Below are 20,530 nucleotides of genomic sequence, written 5' to 3'. Positions count from 1 at the left end.
TTCCCGTGTGAAAGTAGGTAATCGTCAGGCTCCCTAAGCCAAGAACCCCCGCCCAAAAGGCGGGGGTTTTTGCATTTCGACCGCCGAAATGTGCGGTGCGCCTGGCATGGGTTGCAGCTCGTGCCGAAAGGCTACACGGCAGCGCACCTGAGTGACCGGCCCGTTGCAGTTTCAGAACAATCGTCGCTTGTCACAGTTACTAACGGTCTGGAGCATCGGGTACCGACCTTCCAGACGGATAGTGGCTTGCGACGCTCACCATCGACAATGCGCTGATCACATCGGCGTGATGATGAGTCGCTTGTCCTCGACGGTAATCCGGACGCGTTCTCCAGCCTCGAATCCCGCGTCCTCAAGCCATACTCCAGCCAATTTGATCCACGGGAAGTATGTCGTGTTCAGTTTCCGGTGCGCTCTTATGGCACGGAGGACCCGAGACAAGGAATGATGGCGCGCTGACTCTTGAACAGTGACGAAGCGTTCCGTTACGACGGGGCGTGACTTATGATTGGCGTTAGTCATTTCCGACTCCTGAGGTGAGTTGGTTGTGGTCAGCGGGTCGTATGGGTGGCAGCCCATGCGGCCCGCGCTCTTACTGCTTTGGTCTCTCTTCAGCCTTCCTTCGAGTTCGCGATTTCTAGCGAAACGATCTTCTCTATCGCGCGTGGTTCAGACAGTTTAGTGGGTGGCGCATCTCATAACTCAGTTTATTTTCCGGATAACCAAACGGAGGATGCGCTGCGAGGGAGAGGCATCGGTCGTAGAGAGACTTTCGTACCTGTCCAATGGTTTGCTGATGATGGTAACAATATGACTTTTCATAACCAATAAAATAAAGCCAACAACAATGAAACCGTTCTATCTCAAGAAGGAACATCATTGAGAAGTGGTGAGAAGTTGCAGTGTCGATCCTGAAGAGAATGTTTGGTGATTTTATTAATGCGTGCCGGGGGCGGCGTCCCTTCGAACGACGGGGAGCGGGATGACTGGCTCGACGCGATTCGAACGAGGGGCGATCGATATCGAGAGCTGCCGCACAGATCATTTAGCAAAACGGGCAAGCAACTCCGCATCGTTGCGAAAGTCGATGAACCGATGCGGTCGTGCGACCGGTTGAAATAGTGTGGCCGTCTGCTGGCCACGCAACACTCGCGGCTGACCTCGGCGCTGTTCGATGCACTGGCCTACGAGCGAGTCAGCTCACGTACTTGCCGAAAACGGGTCCAGCGTTGTCGCACATTTCGAACTGCTGCTCGACCGGCCGGTGCCCAAACAGACCATCCTGTAGCTTGCTTTGCGCGACCTTCCGCCGTGACTCGAATGCAACTGCACCAGATCAGCAAGCTGCGCGACTTGGATGCCAGCTAAGGAGAATAAGTAATTCGGTCTCTATATCGGCCGACATCCATCTTCACACATACAATAGCGGGTACGCTGGGACACGAATGTGGGAAATGTTAACCACGTTCGCGCGAATTTATTACAGGACTCAAAATCACTGGCATGAATACTGCAACGTGGGTGGTCGAAAACTGCCAAATTCTCCTCAGGAAGGCATCGGGAGAGCGCGTGGTTCCCCCAGCGATTGACATTTTCAGGGCAGTCTTCGGCCGTCTGCGTGTCTGTGCCGATGAGGCTGTCCGGAGCCCTCTAGACGACATTTCCTCGTTGACGTTCTCACGGGCGCCGGCCCAGCCGGCAGTTCGTCTTTCGGGGAGTGATGGCCGCAACCTCCGACTCACTTTTGGTCACGCTACGGACACGGGCTTTGTTCGGGTACATGGCGAGAGCGACCAGCTCGTTCACGACGGACGCTGGTACCCCATCAGGGCGGACCTAGTGCAGTCGGCTTTCGACTGGCTGGAGATTGCGGGAGTGAAACCCGATGGGCTCATCACTGTTGGTGAGCTAGTCGCCCTGCGAGCTCAAAAGGAGACGCCGTTTGCGGTATTCGATGAAGTAGTCTTCGATGCTGCGAAATCAGTCATTGATGAGCCGCGGGCGCCGATTGCGGGCTTCTCCGGAGCTCTCTACCCATACCAGTTGTCGGGCGTTGCCTTCCTGTCCCTTGTGGCTGAGCAGGGCGTTGGTTGCATCCTTGGTGACGAGATGGGATTGGGTAAGACCGCGCAGGTTATTGCGCTGCTGCAGATTGAGAAGAATGCTGGGCGTGGACCGGCCCTTGTCGTTGCTCCAGCAACACTACTCGAAAACTGGCGGAGAGAGCTCGCGTCCTTCGCGCCTACGCTCACTGTCTCGCTTCACGCTGGAGCAGACCGGGCCGGCATATCCGCCCGGCTACAGGGCACTGACATCATTCTCGTCTCTTATGACACAGCAATGCGCGACGAGGAAATACTCAGCCAGGTAGCGTGGAACGTCATCGTACTTGATGAGGCGCAAGCTATTAAGAACCCCGAGGCACAGCGGACAGTTACCGTGAAGCGGCTGCCTCGCAGGGTCTCGATTGCCGTAACCGGTACGCCGCTGGAGAACCGCATTGATGACCTATGGTCTTTGGCGGACTTCGCGATGCCCGGATTACTGGGTGGACGGAACGCATTCCTTTCCCAATTTGGCAACGAGATAGAGGATGCTGTTCGGTTAGCGCCCATTGTTGCCCCGATGCTGTTGCGGCGCAAGGTGATGGACGTTGCGCAGGACCTGCCCGAGCGGATTGAAGTGCCACAGGCCTTGCAGATGCCATTGCACCTTGCTCAGGTATATGAGGCTCTGCGTAAGCGGACTTTGGAGGAGTTTGGGCCGACGGGGGGACTGGTCGCAACGACACGGCTTCGCATGCTCTGCGCCCACCCTCGACTTGTTGGTAGCTGGTACGCGGATCCGTCCATCGAAATGCCTAAATACGAGCGGACGGTGGAGCTTCTAGAGGAAATCTTTAGTGGAGGGGAGAAAGCACTCATTTTCTCTACATATCAGGCTATGGCAGACCTTTTTATGTCTGATATGCCGAGGCGATTTCCGAAGGCATTCCTTGACTTTATCGATGGGCGTGTCGAGGGGACTATGCGACAGGCCGTCGTCGACCGGTTCTTTGAACACCGAGGGTATGGCGTACTCTTCCTAAATCCGAAGGCAGCTGGGTCCGGCCTTAATATCACGACGGCCAACCACGTGATTCACTATAACCCTGAGTGGAACCCAGCACTAACGGCTCAGGCGTCGGCGCGTTCCTACAGAAGAAAGCAGACAAGGCCAGTGACGATTCATCATTTGTTCTACGTCCAGACGGTAGAGGACGTGATTAGAGGCGCGGCAGCCTTCAAGCAAGACCTTGCCCGTGAAGCTGTAACTGGTCACGAGGGAGACATCGACCCCATGGCCATTGCGCAGGCACTGCACGTTTCGCCGCTGACCTAAAAAGGGATTTGTGACCAATGACAGCAGAAATTCGGAAGAAGCTTAGTCCTAACGACGTTGGGACTACCGGTGGCCATCAGGCGGGTATTCTGGTTCCCAAGGAAGAGCATATTCTCTTGTTCTTTCCCGCGCTCGACAAGTCGGTGAAAAATCCGAGGATGAAGCTCGTCGTATTTGAGCGTGAAAATCGCGAACGATGGGAATTTAACTTTATATATTACAACAACAAACTGTTCAAAGAGGGCACGCGCAATGAATACCGCCTCACTGGAATGACGAAGTTCATGCGTGCAATTGACGCCAAGGTCGATGACGTACTTGTCTTTTCCCGCGACGAAAACGCTTCCTTTGAGGTGGATATCATCCGCTCGACCGCGTCATTCGGTTCGGAAATAGACGGTAACACCCTTGTTTTGGGTGGAGGCTGGACGATTATTCAATCGCGCTAACAGATTTTAGAGCATCCTATGACAGAAAAACATATCAGCGTACCACCTGACGTGGCCCGTATCAGCGAGGGCCTGCGAGATACTGGGTACGATTTCAATGCTGCCGTCGCGGACATCCTCGACAATTCAATCGCAGCCGGTGCCGATAAGATTCATGTTCGACTAGAAGTCGACTTCGCAGACAGCGTCGTTATTTCCATCATGGACAACGGCCACGGCATGAACGAAGAAGGTCTCGTCAACGCCATGAAGTACGGCTCCAGCAAGCGAGCGAATGCCAAGAGCCTTGGCAAATTTGGTTTGGGGCTTAAGACGGCTTCAACGGCCTTTTGTCGGCGTCTGTCGGTTATCTCGCGTGACTCAGGGGAGTCGCCAGTGCTGCGAGCCACGTGGGACCTTGATGACATGGCAGCTTCGAATAGCTGGAACCTCGAAATTGCCGCTGCTGATGCAGCTCACAAACAACTGCTTGATGAGGTTGCGCTGGGAGCATCTGGTACGGTTGTGCTTTGGGAGAATATTGACCGAATCGGTGCACCTGAGGGGCAACCTATTCGGAAGACCGTTGAAAAGCTGGCAACTGTTCTTCGCGACCATATCGCGATTGTCTTTCAGCGCTTCCTTGATGCCAATGATGCTCGCGAGCGAAACGTTCATATCAAGCTCAATGGTGAGCCTATTGCCGCATGGGACCCGTTTTGCATTGTAGAAACCAAGGAATCAATCGCCGAAAAGAAGATGGACGTGCAGCTGCCAGATGGAACGCAGACCTCGTTCATCGTTCGAGCTTTCGTGCTACCGCGAAAAGAAGAGTTCTCTTCTGACGCGAATCGCATCGCGGCGCGTATCTCGAATGAGCGTCAGGGGCTATACATCTACCGGGAAAACCGGCTCATTCACGGTCCTGACTGGATGAACATGTTTAAGCAGGAACCCCACTATTCCTTGCTCCGTGTCGAGCTGTCGTTTGACCACTCGCTTGATAACGCATTCCAGGTGGACATCAAGAAATCCCGTATCGAGCTGAATTCAGGTCTTTACGAATGGCTGCGCGACAAATTTCTTGCGGGGCCGCGGCGAGAAGCGGAAACCCGGTACCGCAAGGGGGCCGCTGGAGTTGCCAAGGGGGCGGCTGTTCTGCTCCACACCCCGGCCAGCAACGTCATCGAGCAGAAGGCCTCCGCACTCAAGACTGCAGCGGTCGCTCAGGTTGACGAAAAGACCGGCATGGTTACGGTCAACAACAATTCGGGCGTGACCACGACCACGGTTCGCTTGCTGAATTCGGATGACATTGGCAGTGCCCACGTGGTTACCAGCGGAACTCTCGAGCATGGAGTACTTTGGGAGCCCACCATTGGCAAGAACAGCAAGGCGGCGGTAGCTCTTAACACGGGCCATCCCTTCTATACGAAAGCATATTTGCCCAACAAGGCCAACAGTACAGTCGTCCAAGCCATGGACTACCTGCTTTGGGCGCTTGCTCAAGCCGAACTCAACAATATCAATCCGGACAACCAGGAGGCATTTGAAGAGTTTCGTATTGAAGTCTCACGCAATCTCAAGAAGCTGGTGGCCGATTTGCCGGACCCGGTCGACAACGAGGATAGCTGATGTCGGAAGGGCTTGATATTGAGGTGTTGCGGCGCAAGCTCGAAGGTAGGTTCCAAGTTGCTCTGTATTCTCAGTCAGAGACTGTTGATGGCGGGGACTTCGATGCGTTGCGTCCAGTGGAGCTGGAGCAGGGCAATGGCTTCGCCATTCTCCTCTCCAGAACGCATAGGCAGTTTGAGGCATCTTTCAAAGCCGACAATTTCGCTGGCGCGCTTCTGCGCGGCATGTCGGAGGCCAGTGACGGTCAGAAAAAGGCGTTCTTTCGTGCGCGAGCGGCTGCTGAGGCTTCAGGGGCGCAGGTTTACGTGGCCATTAACGGCAACGATGACGAGAGCTACCTTACTCGGAAGGACACTTGGACCCGAGTGGAGATTGACGTCTCTAGCCGATTTCGTTCAGGCAAGACGGCAGACGAAATAGTGGCAACGGCCTTCCACGTCGCTTCGTCTTGCCTCGCTCTTGTTTTGGCCTTGACAGGTATTGGCGAAGAGACCGATGCGGCCCCGGATAACGCCGTCAAGGGTTTGCCAGAGGGTGCCAAGCTCCGGGTTGAGGTAAACCGCTATGAGCGCAGCCCCGTCAATCGGGCTGCCTGCATCGAGCACTACGGACTCCAATGTCAGTGCTGTGGCTTCGATTTCGCTGATTTCTACGGCGACTTGGGGGACGGCTACATCGAGGTACATCATCGCACGCCTGTCTCGAAACTGGGAGGCGATTACGTTGTCGACCCCGTCAGGGACTTGGTGCCGCTGTGCGGCAACTGTCACGCCATGGTCCACCGGACGGACCCTCCAACAGTCGTGGAGGACCTGCGTGCCCAGCTGAATGCCCGCAAAGCCGCTAGGCCGCAGGGCCACTGAAGCCTTTTGTCGCATTCCTGGCGAATTGGAGCAGGACCTGGTAAAGTGATGCAAACTTCTAGGAAAATCTTGCTGGGACGCGCCTTTGCGGTTGCAGCCGTGGGGAGAGGCCTTTGCGGTTGCAGCCGTGGGGAGAGCGAATCAGCCGGCTGCTTCAGCGTCATGAAAGTGGGTATCGCATACAGGATAGATGTCACTTGTTTCCTTATGGAGCAGTACGCATTCCGGCGCCGCCGCCGTTGGCTGGGTGATGCGGATGTCTGGCACGCGAAGAACGTTGTCGTTGGCAGGGCGAGGCCAGTTGGAAGTGCAGGTTCTTTGAGGCGTCCGGACAGGCTATTTGTTTTTTTTGCCAAGTGGCCGCCAGGAATCCTGGGGAATTAATTTTGTCACGCTCCAGGCGATGAACAACTACTGAAAGCTACGTATGGCAGTTCCAAAATTCACCTTCATCGACCTCTTTGCCGGCATTGGTGGCATCAGAAGAGGATTTGAATATATCGGCGGAAAGTGCGTCTTTACCAGCGAGTGGGACAAATTCGCCCGTATCACCTACGCAGCCAACCATAACGAGACGGAAGCAGACATCGCAGGGGATATCTGGTCTGTTCCGCTTGACGTCATTCCTGACCATGACGTCCTGGTGGGCGGGTTCCCTTGTCAGCCATTTTCGCTGGCTGGCGTTTCGAAGAAGAACGCGCTGGGTCGGACTCATGGATTCGCTTGTGACGCACAAGGCACCTTATTTTTCCGTGTTGCTGAAATTCTGAAGGAAAAACGTCCGGCAGCCTTCATGCTGGAGAACGTGAAAAACCTCGTTTCCCACAACAAGGGACATACCTTCCGTGTCATTCAGCACGTGCTGGAAAAGGAACTTGGCTATCACATCAGTTGGAAGGTCATCGATGGTAAGCGATGGACGCCGCAGCATCGTGAGCGGATTTATATCGTGGGTTTTCGTGAGGATGTGGGGTTCGAATGGCCCGATGAGTCTGCATGGCCAGAACCGGGTTCTATCAAGTTGGGCTCCATCTTGGAGCCGGAGGAAAAGGTCGACGCGAAATATATCCTCACCGATAAGCTTTGGAATTACCTGCAGGCCTATCGGGACAAGCATTCCAAGGCAGGTAATGGATTTGGTTGTTCTGTTGTGACGCGCAACGAGACGACCCGGACCCTGTCGGCCCGCTATCACAAGGACGGCTCAGAGATTCTCGTGCATCGTGGCCCAGGCCTCAATCCACGTCGCCTTACCCCTCGTGAATGCGCACGACTCATGGGTTTCGAGGACAGCTTTGTGTTGCCTGTCTCCGACACTCAGTTGTATCGACAATTTGGCAATTCAGTGGTTGTACCCGCAGTCGAGGCGGTCGCTAGGGCCATGGAACCCTATCTGAGGCTGGCTCTCAAGATGAACGGAAAGGCCTCGGGTGTGGCAAAGACCCCCGAGAAGCCAGCGGCAATTCTGAAGGGTACCCCGAACCTGCCGTCGCGGCCCGTTAAAATTCCAGTAGTGGCATAGGTATCGGGTATGACGGACATCACAGACGTGGCGACGCGTAGTCGGATGATGTCAGGTATTCGGGGTAAAAATACAAAACCCGAGCTGGTTGTCCGTAAGGCATTGTACGAGCGGGGTCTTCGCTACCGACTGCATGTCCGCAGTCTGGCCGGCACCCCTGACCTCGTCTTCCCGCGCTACAAAGCAGTCGTATTTGTCCATGGGTGCTTCTGGCATCGGCACAATTGTGCTCTATTCAAGATGCCATCATCTCGTCCAGAGTTCTGGAGGGAGAAGCTGGACCGGAATCGGGAGAGGGACCGTGAACACATGACTAAGCTGCTGCAAGACGGTTGGAGGGTTGCTGTCGTGTGGGAATGCTCCTTGCGAACAGCCATCAAGTCAAATGACGAGAGCTTTTTCAATCGACTTGCCGACTGGATAAAAGCCCAAGAGTTGACGTCAATTGAGCTTTAAATGCGCTAGAGCGAAACAACGCAACAGACCTGCTCGGATCGTCAACGTATCTTTTGATGCCCCCAACGTGTGCCGGGCACCCTATCTTTGGAACAGCGTCACTGCCTCGAAACCTGACGGAAGGGCTACGGCTCTTGCGTACCCATGGCTGCTCTTGCGGTTGCCACCGTGCTCAGCTTATCGCGGCAATATGGGTCGCAAGCTTTTTTCGGAGGGTGAGTCGTTCCTTTCCGAAATGGAGCTCGCGATGGCAGCGGGGGCATAGTGCGGCCGCATTGGCCATGGTGTCGTCGCCGTCTTCGCTCAATGGGGTCACATGGTGTACTTCCAAGTATGTGGCACCGTCTTCCTTTTCGAACAACTCGCATTTGCACCCCGGCATCTCGCACTTCCCCGCTGAGCGCAGTATCGCGCCTCGTACAACGTAGGGGTTTCGGGCGAAGTCATTTCGCCGTATCTCTTGCTTTTCTGGTTTTCCCTTTGCCTCTTTTGCGCGCTCGAGGACGGTCTTCTTGTCTGCGCGCGCCACTACCTCGGCTGTTATAGCTGTGACGGATTTGGGTGCGACTTTGGTCTTAATTGCGAACAGTTGCGCCCCGACACTCCCAATGACAACTTCATCACCTTGGTTGAGCCATGAACTGATGATTTCGTGGCCCATACGTGCTTCGGGAGCGCGATCTGCTGCGGACGAGCGCTCGGCATAGTAGTAGGACGACTTGATTGATTTAACGTTCGTGTCGAACAGTACGAGGATGACGAATTCCGGCGCTGGCCGCTCTTTAGCGGGCTCGATGCCAGATGATTCGATTGCCGCGCGCTGGTCCTTGTTTGGCACATATGCGTTCTTTTTCTTGTCTGTTGCCGTAACCGTCTTTGTGCCGTAAGTGTCAAAGATGCTGCCCCAATCCATTGCCATTCTCTCTTTGCTAACCTCAGCCTGTTGTTCTTAGGGTGCGCGCCTACCGGCGTCGCCAACGGCGCCTCCTGCTCACCAAAGACAACGCCCGGGTGTCCCGGGCGTTTTGATTCTCAGCAGCAGTCAGATTTTTCACCAACTGCGGGAGTAATTTTTCACTTACCTGGCACAGTTTTCACTTTCTGTGACATCCGAAAATGCAGGTTCAAACGTCAATATTCCCCGCCCGCAACGCATTCGACTCGATAAACGCCCGCCGCGGCTCGACATCATCCCCCATGAGCGTAGTAAAGATCCCGTCTGCGGCAATCGCGTCTTCGATCTGCACACGCAGGAGTCGCCGCACCGCCGGATCCATCGTCGTTTCCCAGAGCTGCTCGGGGTTCATCTCACCGAGCCCCTTATACCGCTGCTTCGAAACGTTCCGTTCAGCATCCGCCAGCAGCCACTTCATCGCACTCTTGAAGTCCGCGACAGCCATGCTGCGCTCACCGCGCTTGATAACCGCACCTTCCCCAATAAGCCCCTTGAACGTATTCGCGGTGGTCACGAGCTGCTGATAATCCGCCGTATGCTGGAATTCCTGGTCGATGACCGAAACCCGCACGTTGCCGTGATGCGTCCGTTCGACATGCAGCGACCGCTGTTCGCGAACCGCGTCATACGCAGGCACAACCCGCACTTCGTTCTTCAGCGCTTCGTCATGCAACGCAGCGTGCAGCGCCTTCGCTGAAGCCTCGGTCGAAGCCTCGTTGGAGAGGTCGATCACCACGCCATCCATGACGGCTTCCAGCGCCGCCGGGTCATACAACCGGCTCAACCGGTCAATGACGCTCTGCGACAGCAGATACGACCGCGCTAACTCCCCAAGCGCATCGCCCGAAATCGCCGCCGCATTCTCACCCGGCACCAGTTCCGACCCTTGCAGTGCCAACCGCAGCATGTGCGCGTTCAGCTCCACGTCATCCTTCAGATACCGCTCATCCTTGCCCGCCTTGATCTTGTAAAGCGGCGGCTGCGCGATATACACGTACCCGCGCTCGATCATGTCCGGCATCTGGCGATACAGGAACGTGAGCAGCAGCGTCCGGATGTGCGCACCGTCCACGTCCGCGTCAGTCATGATGATGATGCGGTGATAGCGCAGCTTGTCGAGGTTGTAATCGTCCTTGCCGATCCCGCACCCAAGCGCGGTCACGAGCGTGACGATCTGCTCCGACGACAGCAGCTTGTCGTAGCGCGCCTTCTCGACGTTCAGCACCTTACCGCGCAGCGGCAGGATCGCCTGGAACTTCCGGTCACGACCTTGCTTGGCCGAGCCGCCTGCCGAGTCACCCTCGACGATGTAGATTTCGCACTTCGCCGGGTCTTTCTCCTGGCAGTCCGCGAGCTTGCCGGGCAGACCGACGCCGTCGAGCACGCCCTTGCGTCGTGTCATTTCACGCGCCTTCCGCGCAGCATCGCGCGCACGAGCAGCCTCAACGATCTTCCCGCAGATGATCTTCGCGTCGATCGGCGTTTCCAGCAGGAATTCTTCGAGCGCCTTCGCCACAACTTCTTCAACCGGCGCGCGAACCTCGGAAGAAACCAGCTTGTCCTTCGTCTGCGAGCTGAACTTCGGCTCCGGCACCTTCACGGAAAGCACGCACGACAGCCCTTCGCGCATGTCGTCGCCGGTCGTCTCGACCTTCGCCTTCTTCGCGATTTCGTTATCGGTGATGTACTTGTTGATGACGCGCGTCATCGCGGCCCGCAGGCCGGTCAGGTGCGTGCCGCCGTCGCGCTGCGGAATGTTGTTCGTGAAGCACAGCACGTTCTCGTTGTAGCTGTCGTTCCACTGCATCGCGACTTCGACGCCCACGCCATCCTTCTCGCCGTTGGCGAAGAAAACCGTCGGGTGCAGGTTGGTCTTCGTCTTGTTGATGTACTCGACGAAGCCCTTCACACCGCCGGCGAACGCGAAATCGTCTTCCTTGCCCGAACGAAGGTCGGTGAGGCGAATCCGCACGCCGTTGTTCAGGAACGAGAGCTCGCGCATCCGCTTCGCGAGAATGTCGTAGTGATACTCGACCGTGCCGAAAATGGTCGGATCGGCCATGAAGTGCACTTCGGTGCCGCGGTTCTCGGTGTCACCGGTCACGAGCATCGGCGACACTTCCACGCCGTCCACCTTCTCGAGCACACGATCCTGCGCGATGCCGCGATGGAACTCCATGAAATGCTTCTTGCCGTTGCGGCGCACGGTGAGGCGTAGCCAGCTCGACAGCGCGTTCACGCACGACACACCCACGCCGTGCAGACCACCGGAAACCTTGTAGCTGTTCTGGTCGAACTTGCCGCCGGCATGCAGCTCGGTCATCACGATTTCCGCAGCACTGCGCTTCGGCTCGTGCTTGTCGTTCATCTTCACGTCGGTCGGAATCCCGCGGCCGTTGTCGGTCACGGAAATCGAGTTGTCGGCGTGAATCGTCACGTGGATGTCGTTGCAGTATCCGGCCAGCGCTTCGTCGATCGAGTTGTCGAGCACCTCGAACACGAGGTGGTGCAGACCGGTGCCGTCCGACGTGTCGCCGATGTACATCCCGGGGCGCTTGCGCACCGCTTCCAGACCTTCGAGGATCTGGATCGACGAGGCGCCGTAGCTGCTGTTATCGGGTTGCGAATTGTGCTGTTCACTCATGGATATCTTCCGGTTCTGCGAGGCCACTCTCGTGGCGGCGCGGTGCGTTTCAGCGAGAGAAATCGCCGGGCCGCTCCAGTTTCCTGGCCCGCCCGAAGCGCCGAAAAGGCGCCAAAGGGACGGGTTGTCGGTTCGCCATAAAAACGCCAAAGGGGCTTGCCGCCCCCTGGTGTGTATCTTGATGTCGAGCGCGTCAGATGCGCATCGGCATCACGACATACTTGAATTCGTCGTTCTCGGGCACGGTGATCAGCGCGCTCGAGCTGGCGTCGCCAAGGCTCACCTGCACGGTGTCGACCTTCAGGTTCGCGAGCACGTCGAGCAGATACGTGACGTTGAAGCCGATGTCGACGGTATCGCCCTGGTAGGCGATTTCGAGTTCTTCCTGCGCCTCTTCCTGATCGGCGTTGGTCGACATGATCTTCAGCTGGCCCGGCGCGATGATGCAGCGCACGCCCTTGAACTTGTCCGAGGTCAGGATCGCCGCGCGCTGCAGCGAACGCTGCAGCTCTTCACGGCCGATCTCGAACGTGTTCTTGTGCGCTTTCGGGATCACGCGCTGGAAGTCGGGGAACTTGCCCTCGACGAGTTTCGACACGAGCTCGACCTGGCCGAACGTGAACTTGGCCTGGGTCTGCGCGATGTCGATGGTGACGGTGTCGTCGATGTCCTCGAGCAGGCGCTGCAGCTCGAGAATCGTCTTGCGCGGCACGATGACTTCCTGGCGGCCGAACGTGCCGCCTTCGATCTTCATCGACGAAAACGCGAGGCGGTGGCCGTCGGTGGCCACGGCCATCAGCTGGTCGCCGTCGACGACGAGCAGCATGCCGTTCAGGTAGTAGCGGATGTCCTGCTGCGCCATCGCGAAGTGCACCATGCCGAGCAACTGGCGGAACGACTTCTGCGGGACGGTCAGGGTCGCGCCGAAATCCTTTGCCTGCGCGACGGTCGGGAACTCGTCGGCCGCGAGCGTCTGCAGTGCGAAGCGGCTCTTGCCGGACTGAACGGTGAGGCGCTTGTCGGCGAGCGACAGCGTGACCTGGCCGTCAGGCATCGCGCGCAGGATGTCGAGCAGCTTGCGGGCCGCGACGGTGGTGGCCACCTGGTCGCCGCCGACGCCGAAATCGGCGCGCGTGGTGATCTGCAGCTCCAGGTCGGTCGACAGGAATGAAACGTCCGGGCCGTTCTTGGTGATCAGCAGGTTGGCGAGGATCGGCAACGTATGGCGGCGTTCGACGATGCCGCTGACCGTTTGCAGCGGCCTGAGGAGTGTGTCTCGTTCGGTCTTGACCAGTTGCATAGAGTTCCTTCGTTGAGTAACGGCCTGCAGCGCAGCAGCCACGCAGCGCCCCGCCGGCCGGGCTCTTGGCCCGCCACCACCGGGGCGGTCAAACCAGTATTGTGCCTCAAAACCGAACCGCCCCCCTTAAATTGGGGCGGAGGCCGAATTATCAAGCGCGGTGCGCGCGCTCAGCCCTTCAGCGTCTGTTCCAGCACGTGCAGCTCGTGGTTGAGCTGCGCGTCCTTGCTGCGCTCGTCCGCGATCTTGCGCACGGCGTGCAGCACGGTGGTGTGGTCACGCCCGCCGAACAGCTCGCCGATCTCCGGCAGGCTTTTCTGCGTCAGTTCCTTCGCCAGATACATCGCGATCTGCCGCGGCCGCGCGATGTTCGCGGGACGCTTCTTCGAGTACATGTCGGCGACCTTGATGTTGTAGAAGTCGGCGACGGTCTTCTGGATGTTCTCGACCGAAATCTGCCGGTTCTGCACGGTCAGCAGGTCCTTCAGCGCTTCCTTGGTCAGCTCGATCGAGATCTCGCGGCCGTGGAACTTCGAATACGCGAGGATCTTGCGCAGCGCGCCTTCGAGCTCGCGCACGTTCGAGCGCAGGTGCTTCGCGACGAAGAACGCGACGTCTTCCGACAGGTTCACGCCTTCCGACTGCGCCTTGCGCATCAGGATCGCGACGCGCATTTCCAGCTCGGGCGGCTCGATCGCGACGGTGAGGCCCGAGTCGAAGCGCGAGATCAGGCGATCGTCGATGCCCGAAATCTCTTTCGGATACGTGTCGCTGGTGATGATCACCTGCGCCTTGTTCGCGACGAGCGCCTCGAACGCGTAGAAGAATTCCTCTTGCGTGCGCGACTTGCCGGAGAAGAACTGGATATCGTCGATCAGCAGCAGGTCGAGCGAGTGGTAGTAGCGCTTGAAGTCGTCGAATGCCTTGCGCTGGTACGCCTTCACCACGTCCGACACGTATTGCTCGGCATGGATGTAGCGGATCCGCGCGCCGGCCTTGTCGAGCAGCAGCTGGTTGCCGATCGCGTGGATCAGGTGGGTCTTGCCGAGGCCGACGCCGCCGTACAGGAACAGCGGGTTGTACGAGATGCCGGGGTTGTCCGCGACCTGGATCGCGGCGGCGCGCGCGAGCTGGTTGGCCTTACCGGTCACGAAGTTGTCGAACGTGAGCACGGGGTTCAGCTTCGAACGTTCGTACATCGAGTCGGCTTCGCCGCCGTTCGCGGGTGCGGCACCGGGGCCCGGGCGCCACGTGCGGCGGCCGGCGGCTGCTTCGTGCGCGGGCAGGCTCGGCAGGTCGATGTCGGCGTCGTCGGCGTTCAGGTGGTGCGTTGCGGCTGCCGACGCCGTCATCGGCACGTCGGCCGGCGCGCTGGGCGCGGCACCGGCATTCGCGGCCAGGTTGGCGGCGATCGCGGCGACCGTCGCGGCGGGGCCGTTCGGTGTCAGCGGCGCGCGCTGGGCGGCCGGCGCGGCGTTCGCGGTGGCGCTGCGCATACCGGCTTTCGGATCGAGGACGAACTGGACTTCGATCGGCGCATTCCAGAAATCGCGGGCCAAATCGGAGATCCGGCCCGAAAACTGGCTCTTGACCCAGTCCAGCTTGAAGCGGTTCGGCGCGGCGATGGACAGCGTGTTCGCCGACGCATCGAAGGCCACCGGGGCCAAGGGTTTGATCCACGTCACGTACTGCTGGGGCGTCAGCTCGCGCTCCAGCAGTGCGGAACAGTGTTGCCAGAAATCGTTCATCAAGTAGCTGTCGTTTTTTGCGTGCACAGCGCGGCTCGCCGGCGCCCTTGTCGCGATTGCGCAACAAGGCCCGAAGCGGTCGTGCGAGCGTGCCTCGGACGCCTGCGTCACAGTCTTGGAGGGGCAGGCGCGGGCCGAAGCGGCGTGCGGGATTCTTGGAGATAAGGCGAGATTCTAACGCCAAACGCGGCCACAGCGGGACTTATCCACAGGCTGCGGTTGTGGGTCGCGGGGCCGGATCGGAGTGGCTCGGCACAGGCGAGCGGCTCCTAAAGTATTGACCGTCAAGAGAAAAACGGTTTAAATAGCGGGTTCCGCGAAAACCAATCCTGTATTCCCGGCGATTGCGTTCGCCCGAATGCCTCCGGTTAAGGGCACGCGGTCCCCTGAATTTCGACATTCTCGAACAAGTGAGAACATCATGAAACGTACTTACCAACCGTCCGTGACGCGCCGCAAGCGCACCCATGGCTTCCGTGTCCGCATGAAGACGGCAGGTGGCCGCAAGGTCATCAACGCTCGCCGCGCGAAGGGCCGCAAGCGCCTCGCCATCTAAGGCAGGTTGCGCGCTGTGTCCGCCGTCCGCAGTCCCGCGGAAGGTGCCGTCGAGCCGGGTGCGAATCCGTCGCAGACGAAAGCCGCCTTCCCGAAAGCTGCGCGACTTTTGAAAACGGATGAATTTTCATCCGTTTTTCGTTTGCGCCCCTGGCGGCGTTCCGCGCACTTCGTGATTTACGGCAAGCCGACCGGCCAGCCTGCCCGCCTGGGGCTCGTCATCGGCAAGAAGTATGCGCCGCGTGCAGTCACGCGTAATCTCGTGAAGCGGCTGGCGCGCGACGCGTTTCGCCTGCGCCGCGCCGAATTCGCCGGTTACGACCTGCTGCTGCGGCAGCACACGCGCTTCGACAAGAAAGCGCTGCCGAGTGCGGCTTCCGCCCCGCTCGCGGCGATGTGCGCGGCCGAAATCCGCGAGCTGCTCGACAGGGCGGTTCGGGAGATCGAGCGCCGTGCGTCGAAGCCCGCGTCCGAGTGACGCATCCGTTCGCGGTGCGGCGTTCGCGCCCGCCCGGCCGGTTTTGACGCGGTGCCGAATGGCGCCGCCCAAGGTATGAAAACGGTATTGATCGCCTTGCTGCGCTTCTACAAGGTTGCCGTGAGCCCGATGCTCGGCAACCGTTGCCGTTTTTATCCTTCCTGTTCGGATTACGCGCGCGAGGCAATCCAGTATCATGGCGCCGCGCGCGGCACGTATCTCGCCGTCAGGCGCGTGTGCCGATGCCATCCGTTTTCCGCGGGCGGCATCGACCTCGTCCCGCCGCCCAACTCCGACACTCGCGCTCGCGGCGAAGCCGACGCGCGGTCCCATCGACTCTGAGACAACGCATGGATATCAAACGCACCGTCCTATGGGTGATCTTCTTCATGTCAGCTGTCATGCTGTACGACAACTGGCAGCGCGACCATGGACGCCCGTCGATGTTCTTCCCGAGCGCCACGCAGACGGCCCCCGCGGCCGCGGCAGGCGGCGCTTCGGGCACGGGCGCGACGACGACCGCAGGTGACGCACCGGCCGCCGCGGCGGGCACCGCACCGTCGACGACGGCACCGGCCGCGCAGGCGCAGCTCGTGAAGTTCTCGACCGACGTGTACGACGGCGAAATCGACACGCGTGGCGGCACGCTCGCGAAGCTGACGCTGAAGAAGCAGGGCGACGGCAAGCAGCCCGACCTGTACATCACGCTGTTCGACCACACGGCCGGCCACACGTATCTCGCACGCACGGGCCTGCTCGGCGGCGACTTCCCGAACCACAACGACGTCTACACGCAGGTCAATGCGGGCCCGACGTCGCTGACGGGCGACCAGAACACGCTGAAGCTGTCGTTCGAATCGCCGGTGAAGGGCGGCGTGAAGGTCGTGAAGACCTACACGTTCACGCGCGGCAGCTACGTGATCGGCGTCGACACCAAGATCGACAACGTCGGCACGGCACCGGTCACGCCGACGGTCTACATGGAACTGGTGCGCGACAACACGGCCGTCGAAACGCCGATGTTCTCGCACACGTTCCTCGGGCCGGCGGTCTATACGGACGCGAAGCACTTCCAGAAGATCAACTTCAGCGACCTCGACAAGAACAAGGCCGACTTCGTGAACTCCGCCGACAACGGCTGGGTCGCGATGGTGCAGCACTACTTCGCGTCGGCCTGGATTCCGCAGCAGGGCGCGAAGCGCGACATCTACGCTGAAAAGATCGATCCGACGCTGTACCGCGTGGGCGTGAAGCAGCCGGTGGCCGCGATCGCACCGGGCCAGTCGGCCGACGTGCAGGCACGCCTGTTCGCCGGTCCGGAAGAAGAGCGCATGCTCGAAGGCATCGCGCCGGGCCTGGAACTCGTGAAGGACTACGGCTGGGTGACGATCATCGCGAAGCCGCTGTTCTGGCTGCTCGAGAAGATCCACGGCGTCGTCGGCAACTGGGGCTGGGCGATCGTGCTGCTGACCGTCCTGATCAAGGCCGTGTTCTTCCCGCTGTCGGCTGCGAGCTACAAGTCGATGGCGCGCATGAAGGAAATCACGCCGCGCATGCAGGCGCTGCGCGAACGCTTCAAGAGCGATCCGCAGAAGATGAATGCCGCGCTGATGGAGCTGTACAAGACCGAGAAGGTCAATCCGTTCGGCGGCTGCCTGCCGGTCGTGATCCAGATCCCGGTGTTCATCTCGCTCTACTGGGTGCTGCTCGCCTCGGTCGAAATGCGCGGTGCGCCGTGGATTCTGTGGATTCACGACCTGTCGCAGCGCGATCCGTTCTTCATCCTGCCGGTGCTGATGGCCGTCTCGATGTTCGTGCAGACGAGCCTGAACCCGACGCCGCCGGACCCGGTCCAGGCGAAGATGATGAAGTTCATGCCGATCGCGTTCTCGGTGATGTTCTTCTTCTTCCCGGCCGGTCTGGTGCTGTACTACGTCGTGAACAACGTGCTGTCGATCGCGCAGCAGTACTACATCACGCGCAAGCTCGGCGGCGGCAAGAAGGCCTGACGCATGTCGCACACGCGGGCGGCCAGCCGCCCGCAACGCGCGTAAAAAAGCCGCATGGTTTTATCCATGCGGCTTTTTTGTTTCCGGCGGATGGCGGCGCGGCGGCGTGTGCGGAGTCCCACCGCTGCCGTTCAGGCTTTCTTCGCTTCGATTTTCGCGTCGCTGCCGTAGAACTGCTCGATCAGTTCCTGAACGAGGTAACGTTGATGCGGTGGCAGCGCCTCGATCTTCGACGCGAGTTCGATCGTCTCGGGCGTTGGCGGATAGCGCTCGTCGCGCGGCAGCGGCTGCGGCGTCAGATGTTCGGTCACGCTCGGCGATGGGCCGTAATGCAGCCAATGCAGTTCGACGCGCAACCAGTCGGCGAGCGTTTCGAGTTTGTCCGGCGTCGGAATCGTCCGACCGGTCAGCCATTTGTGCGCGGTTTGCGGTGAAACCGGTTGCGCACCGTGGTGACGCAGATTGAACCGGTTCGCGAGTTCGGTCGCGCCGGTGACCTTCTCCGGGCTGCGCCTCAAGGCGAATTTCAGGCGTTCCGAAAACGCTGATTTTTCTTCGGGTGTCGGCATGGGGTGATTGTGCAATTCCACCGACGCCTATCAGACAACCACACAGGCTAAACATAACTCATTTAGACGAATCCGAACTTGTTGCGGAGCGTATCGAGGAATCGGGAGCCCGGTCAATCGGACAGGCATACTCGTCCGAAAGGGACAGTACGTGTCGGCGTGGAATCGATACTCGCCTTAGCTCCGTCGGGATAAATTCGGGCGATTCCGAAACCGACGCGGCGTCCGGTAGCGTGCAGGCCGGCACGCTACAATGCCGGCGTCCCGATGCCCAAACCGTTGCGCGGGCGCATCATTGACCGTCTGTTCACCCGATTCTTCCGATTCCCATGCTTGCTACCGATTCCGATCCGATCGTCGCCATTGCCACTGCTGCCGGCCGGGGTGGCATCGGCGTCGTCCGCGTCTCGTTCGGGCGCGGCGGCGAGGCGGCCGCGCTGCCGCTGATCGACGCGTTGTGCGGGCAGCGGCTCGCACCGCGCCATGCGAGCTACGTTCCGTTTCTCGACGAGCACGGCGCGCCGCTCGACCGCGGGATCGCGCTGTATTTCACCGCGCCGCATTCGTACACCGGCGAGCACGTGCTGGAACTGCAGGGGCATGGCGGGCCCATCGTGATGCAGCTGCTGCTGCAGCGCTGCCTGGATGCGGGGCGCGGCTTCGGGCTGCGGCTCGCGGAACCGGGCGAGTTCACGCGGCGTGCGTTTCTGAATGACAAGCTGGACCTGGCGCAGGCCGAGGCGGTCGCCGACCTGATCGAGGCGAGTACCGAAGCGGCGGCGCGTTCGGCCGGGCGCTCGCTCGACGGCGCGTTCTCGCGGCAGATCCACGCGCTCGTCGAGGATGTGATCACGCTGCGGATGCTGGTCGAGGCGACACTCGATTTCCCGGAAGAGGAAATCGACTTCCTGGAAGCGGCCGATGCGCGCGGCAAGCTCGCGAAGATCCGCGAGCAACTGGCGCACGTGCTCGGCGACGCGCGCCAGGGCGCGCTGCTGCGCGAGGGGCTGTCGGTCGTGCTCGCGGGGCAGCCGAACGTCGGCAAGTCGTCGCTGCTGAATGCGCTGGCCGGCGCGGAGTTGGCGATCGTCACGCCGATCGCGGGCACGACGCGCGACAAGGTCGCGCAGACGATCCAGGTCGAGGGGATCCCGCTGCACATCATCGATACGGCCGGGTTGCGCGAGACGGAGGACGAAGTCGAGCGGATCGGGATCGCGCGGACATGGAGTGAGATCGAGCGCGCGGACGTCGTGCTGCACCTGCTCGATTCGCGCACGGGGATGACGGCGGACGACGAGGCGATCGCGGCGCGGTTTCCGGTTGACGTGCCGGTGGTGCGGGTGCTGAACAAGACGGATCTGACCGGCGTGCCGGCGTGCGTCGAGCATCCGGCGGCCGAAGGCGACCTGACCGAGGTGCATCTGTCGGCGAAGCGCGGTGACGGGATCGACATGCTGCGCGCGGAGCTACTGCGAATCGCGGGGTGGCAGGCCGGGGCCGAAGGCGTTTATCTGGCGCGCGAACGGCATTTGATCGCGCTGCGGGCTGCGCAGGCGCATCTCACGCAGGCGGCCGATCATGCGGAGCAGAGGGCGCAATCGCTCGATCTGTTTGCCGAGGAACTGCGGCTGGCGCAGGAGCAGCTCAATGCGATTACCGGTGAGTTCACGTCGGATGATCTGCTGGGGGTGATTTTCAGCAGGTTTTGTATCGGGAAGTGAGCGGGCACTTCACGTCCCGCTGTTTCCCTTTGGCGCATCGGTCCCGTTCCGGGATGAGTGCCTTGTCGATGGCGGACGCCGTGCCACGCACCGAGCGGCGGACCATTCAGCGCAGATGTCGGGAAAGCTTGCCGAGATCGGCCTCGAATTCGAGGCCAGATGTGATGTCGTCAGAATCCAGGGATCCGCGCCGAAGCCTTGCGAAGACTTTCCCGCGGTTCATGAGGAAAGACGCGATTGCCGCTCCCGGCAGTCCGGATCAA

Annotated in this window: 17 protein-coding genes; 11 read left to right on the top strand and 6 right to left on the bottom strand. The window is 59.8% G+C overall.

Going from position 1 to position 20,530, the window contains the following annotated elements:
* Nucleotides 1-276: 276 nt before the first annotated feature.
* The gene (locus tag BTE28158_RS20455; protein ID WP_151051138.1) at nt 277-522 is read right to left on the bottom strand and encodes a SymE family type I addiction module toxin; all 246 of its coding nucleotides are present in this window, start codon (nt 520-522) and stop codon (nt 277-279) included.
* Nucleotides 523-1,503: 981 nt separating this feature from the next.
* Here BTE28158_RS20455 and BTE28158_RS20450 point away from each other — a divergent pair.
* From BTE28158_RS20450 to BTE28158_RS20425, 6 genes are all read left to right on the top strand, one after another.
* On the top strand, nt 1,504-3,381 hold the full coding sequence (locus tag BTE28158_RS20450) for a DEAD/DEAH box helicase (RefSeq protein WP_151051140.1): 1,878 nt from the start codon (nt 1,504-1,506) through the stop codon (nt 3,379-3,381).
* 17 nt (nt 3,382-3,398) lie between these two features.
* Nucleotides 3,399-3,830, top strand: a complete 432-nt coding sequence (locus BTE28158_RS20445) for an EcoRII N-terminal effector-binding domain-containing protein (RefSeq protein WP_151051142.1) — start codon at nt 3,399-3,401, stop codon at nt 3,828-3,830.
* 18 nt (nt 3,831-3,848) lie between these two features.
* The gene (locus BTE28158_RS20440) at nt 3,849-5,444 is read left to right on the top strand and encodes an ATP-binding protein (protein ID WP_151051144.1); all 1,596 of its coding nucleotides are present in this window, start codon (nt 3,849-3,851) and stop codon (nt 5,442-5,444) included.
* The gene (locus BTE28158_RS20435) at nt 5,444-6,307 is read left to right on the top strand and encodes an HNH endonuclease (protein WP_203249529.1); all 864 of its coding nucleotides are present in this window, start codon (nt 5,444-5,446) and stop codon (nt 6,305-6,307) included. The genes BTE28158_RS20440 and BTE28158_RS20435 overlap by 1 nt, the downstream gene beginning before the upstream one ends.
* Before the next feature lie 427 nt (nt 6,308-6,734).
* Nucleotides 6,735-7,829, top strand: coding sequence for a DNA (cytosine-5-)-methyltransferase (dcm, locus tag BTE28158_RS20430; protein ID WP_151051146.1), 1,095 nt, complete (start codon nt 6,735-6,737; stop codon nt 7,827-7,829).
* 9 nt (nt 7,830-7,838) lie between these two features.
* The gene (locus tag BTE28158_RS20425) at nt 7,839-8,285 is read left to right on the top strand and encodes a very short patch repair endonuclease (RefSeq protein WP_151051148.1); all 447 of its coding nucleotides are present in this window, start codon (nt 7,839-7,841) and stop codon (nt 8,283-8,285) included.
* 172 nt (nt 8,286-8,457) lie between these two features.
* On the opposite strand, the gene BTE28158_RS32815 is transcribed toward BTE28158_RS20425, so the two are convergent.
* The 4 genes from BTE28158_RS32815 to dnaA all read right to left on the bottom strand — a co-directional run bounded on the left by BTE28158_RS32815 (nt 8,458) and on the right by dnaA (nt 14,932).
* The gene (locus BTE28158_RS32815) at nt 8,458-9,204 is read right to left on the bottom strand and encodes an HNH endonuclease (RefSeq protein ID WP_151051151.1); all 747 of its coding nucleotides are present in this window, start codon (nt 9,202-9,204) and stop codon (nt 8,458-8,460) included.
* Between the two features lie 205 nt (nt 9,205-9,409).
* The gene (gene gyrB, locus BTE28158_RS20415; RefSeq protein WP_124627102.1) at nt 9,410-11,884 is read right to left on the bottom strand and encodes a DNA topoisomerase (ATP-hydrolyzing) subunit B; all 2,475 of its coding nucleotides are present in this window, start codon (nt 11,882-11,884) and stop codon (nt 9,410-9,412) included.
* A gap of 193 nt (nt 11,885-12,077) precedes the next feature.
* On the bottom strand, nt 12,078-13,184 hold the full coding sequence (dnaN, locus tag BTE28158_RS20410; RefSeq protein WP_059605245.1) for a DNA polymerase III subunit beta: 1,107 nt from the start codon (nt 13,182-13,184) through the stop codon (nt 12,078-12,080).
* A gap of 170 nt (nt 13,185-13,354) precedes the next feature.
* Nucleotides 13,355-14,932, bottom strand: a complete 1,578-nt coding sequence (gene dnaA / locus BTE28158_RS20405) for a chromosomal replication initiator protein DnaA (RefSeq protein ID WP_217481644.1) — start codon at nt 14,930-14,932, stop codon at nt 13,355-13,357.
* A 421-nt stretch (nt 14,933-15,353) separates the two neighbouring features.
* Here dnaA and rpmH point away from each other — a divergent pair, with 421 nt between their 5' ends.
* From rpmH to yidC, 4 genes are all read left to right on the top strand, one after another.
* Nucleotides 15,354-15,488 (top strand): 50S ribosomal protein L34, encoded by a 135-nt coding sequence (rpmH, locus tag BTE28158_RS20400; RefSeq protein WP_004198824.1) that lies wholly within the window; start codon nt 15,354-15,356, stop codon nt 15,486-15,488.
* Nucleotides 15,489-15,503: 15 nt separating this feature from the next.
* On the top strand, nt 15,504-15,965 hold the full coding sequence (gene rnpA, locus BTE28158_RS20395) for a ribonuclease P protein component (protein ID WP_059605250.1): 462 nt from the start codon (nt 15,504-15,506) through the stop codon (nt 15,963-15,965).
* A 75-nt stretch (nt 15,966-16,040) separates the two neighbouring features.
* On the top strand, nt 16,041-16,307 hold the full coding sequence (gene yidD, locus BTE28158_RS20390) for a membrane protein insertion efficiency factor YidD (protein ID WP_006489939.1): 267 nt from the start codon (nt 16,041-16,043) through the stop codon (nt 16,305-16,307).
* Between the two features lie 8 nt (nt 16,308-16,315).
* Nucleotides 16,316-17,974 (top strand): membrane protein insertase YidC, encoded by a 1,659-nt coding sequence (gene yidC / locus BTE28158_RS20385; RefSeq protein WP_124627098.1) that lies wholly within the window; start codon nt 16,316-16,318, stop codon nt 17,972-17,974.
* Between the two features lie 131 nt (nt 17,975-18,105).
* Here yidC and BTE28158_RS20380 read toward each other — a convergent pair whose 3' ends face one another.
* Nucleotides 18,106-18,543, bottom strand: coding sequence for a helix-turn-helix domain-containing protein (locus tag BTE28158_RS20380; protein ID WP_059602938.1), 438 nt, complete (start codon nt 18,541-18,543; stop codon nt 18,106-18,108).
* A 329-nt stretch (nt 18,544-18,872) separates the two neighbouring features.
* On the opposite strand from BTE28158_RS20380, the gene mnmE reads away from it, so the two are divergent.
* The gene (gene mnmE / locus BTE28158_RS20375) at nt 18,873-20,267 is read left to right on the top strand and encodes a tRNA uridine-5-carboxymethylaminomethyl(34) synthesis GTPase MnmE (protein WP_124627096.1); all 1,395 of its coding nucleotides are present in this window, start codon (nt 18,873-18,875) and stop codon (nt 20,265-20,267) included.
* Nucleotides 20,268-20,530: the final 263 nt, after the last annotated feature.

Origin of the sequence: Burkholderia diffusa (assembly GCF_902499115.1) — a bacterium.
In the GTDB taxonomy this organism is placed as follows: domain Bacteria; phylum Pseudomonadota; class Gammaproteobacteria; order Burkholderiales; family Burkholderiaceae; genus Burkholderia; species Burkholderia diffusa.
The sequence above is the reverse complement of the archived record's forward strand: the minus strand, read 5'-3'. Positions and strand labels throughout refer to the sequence as shown.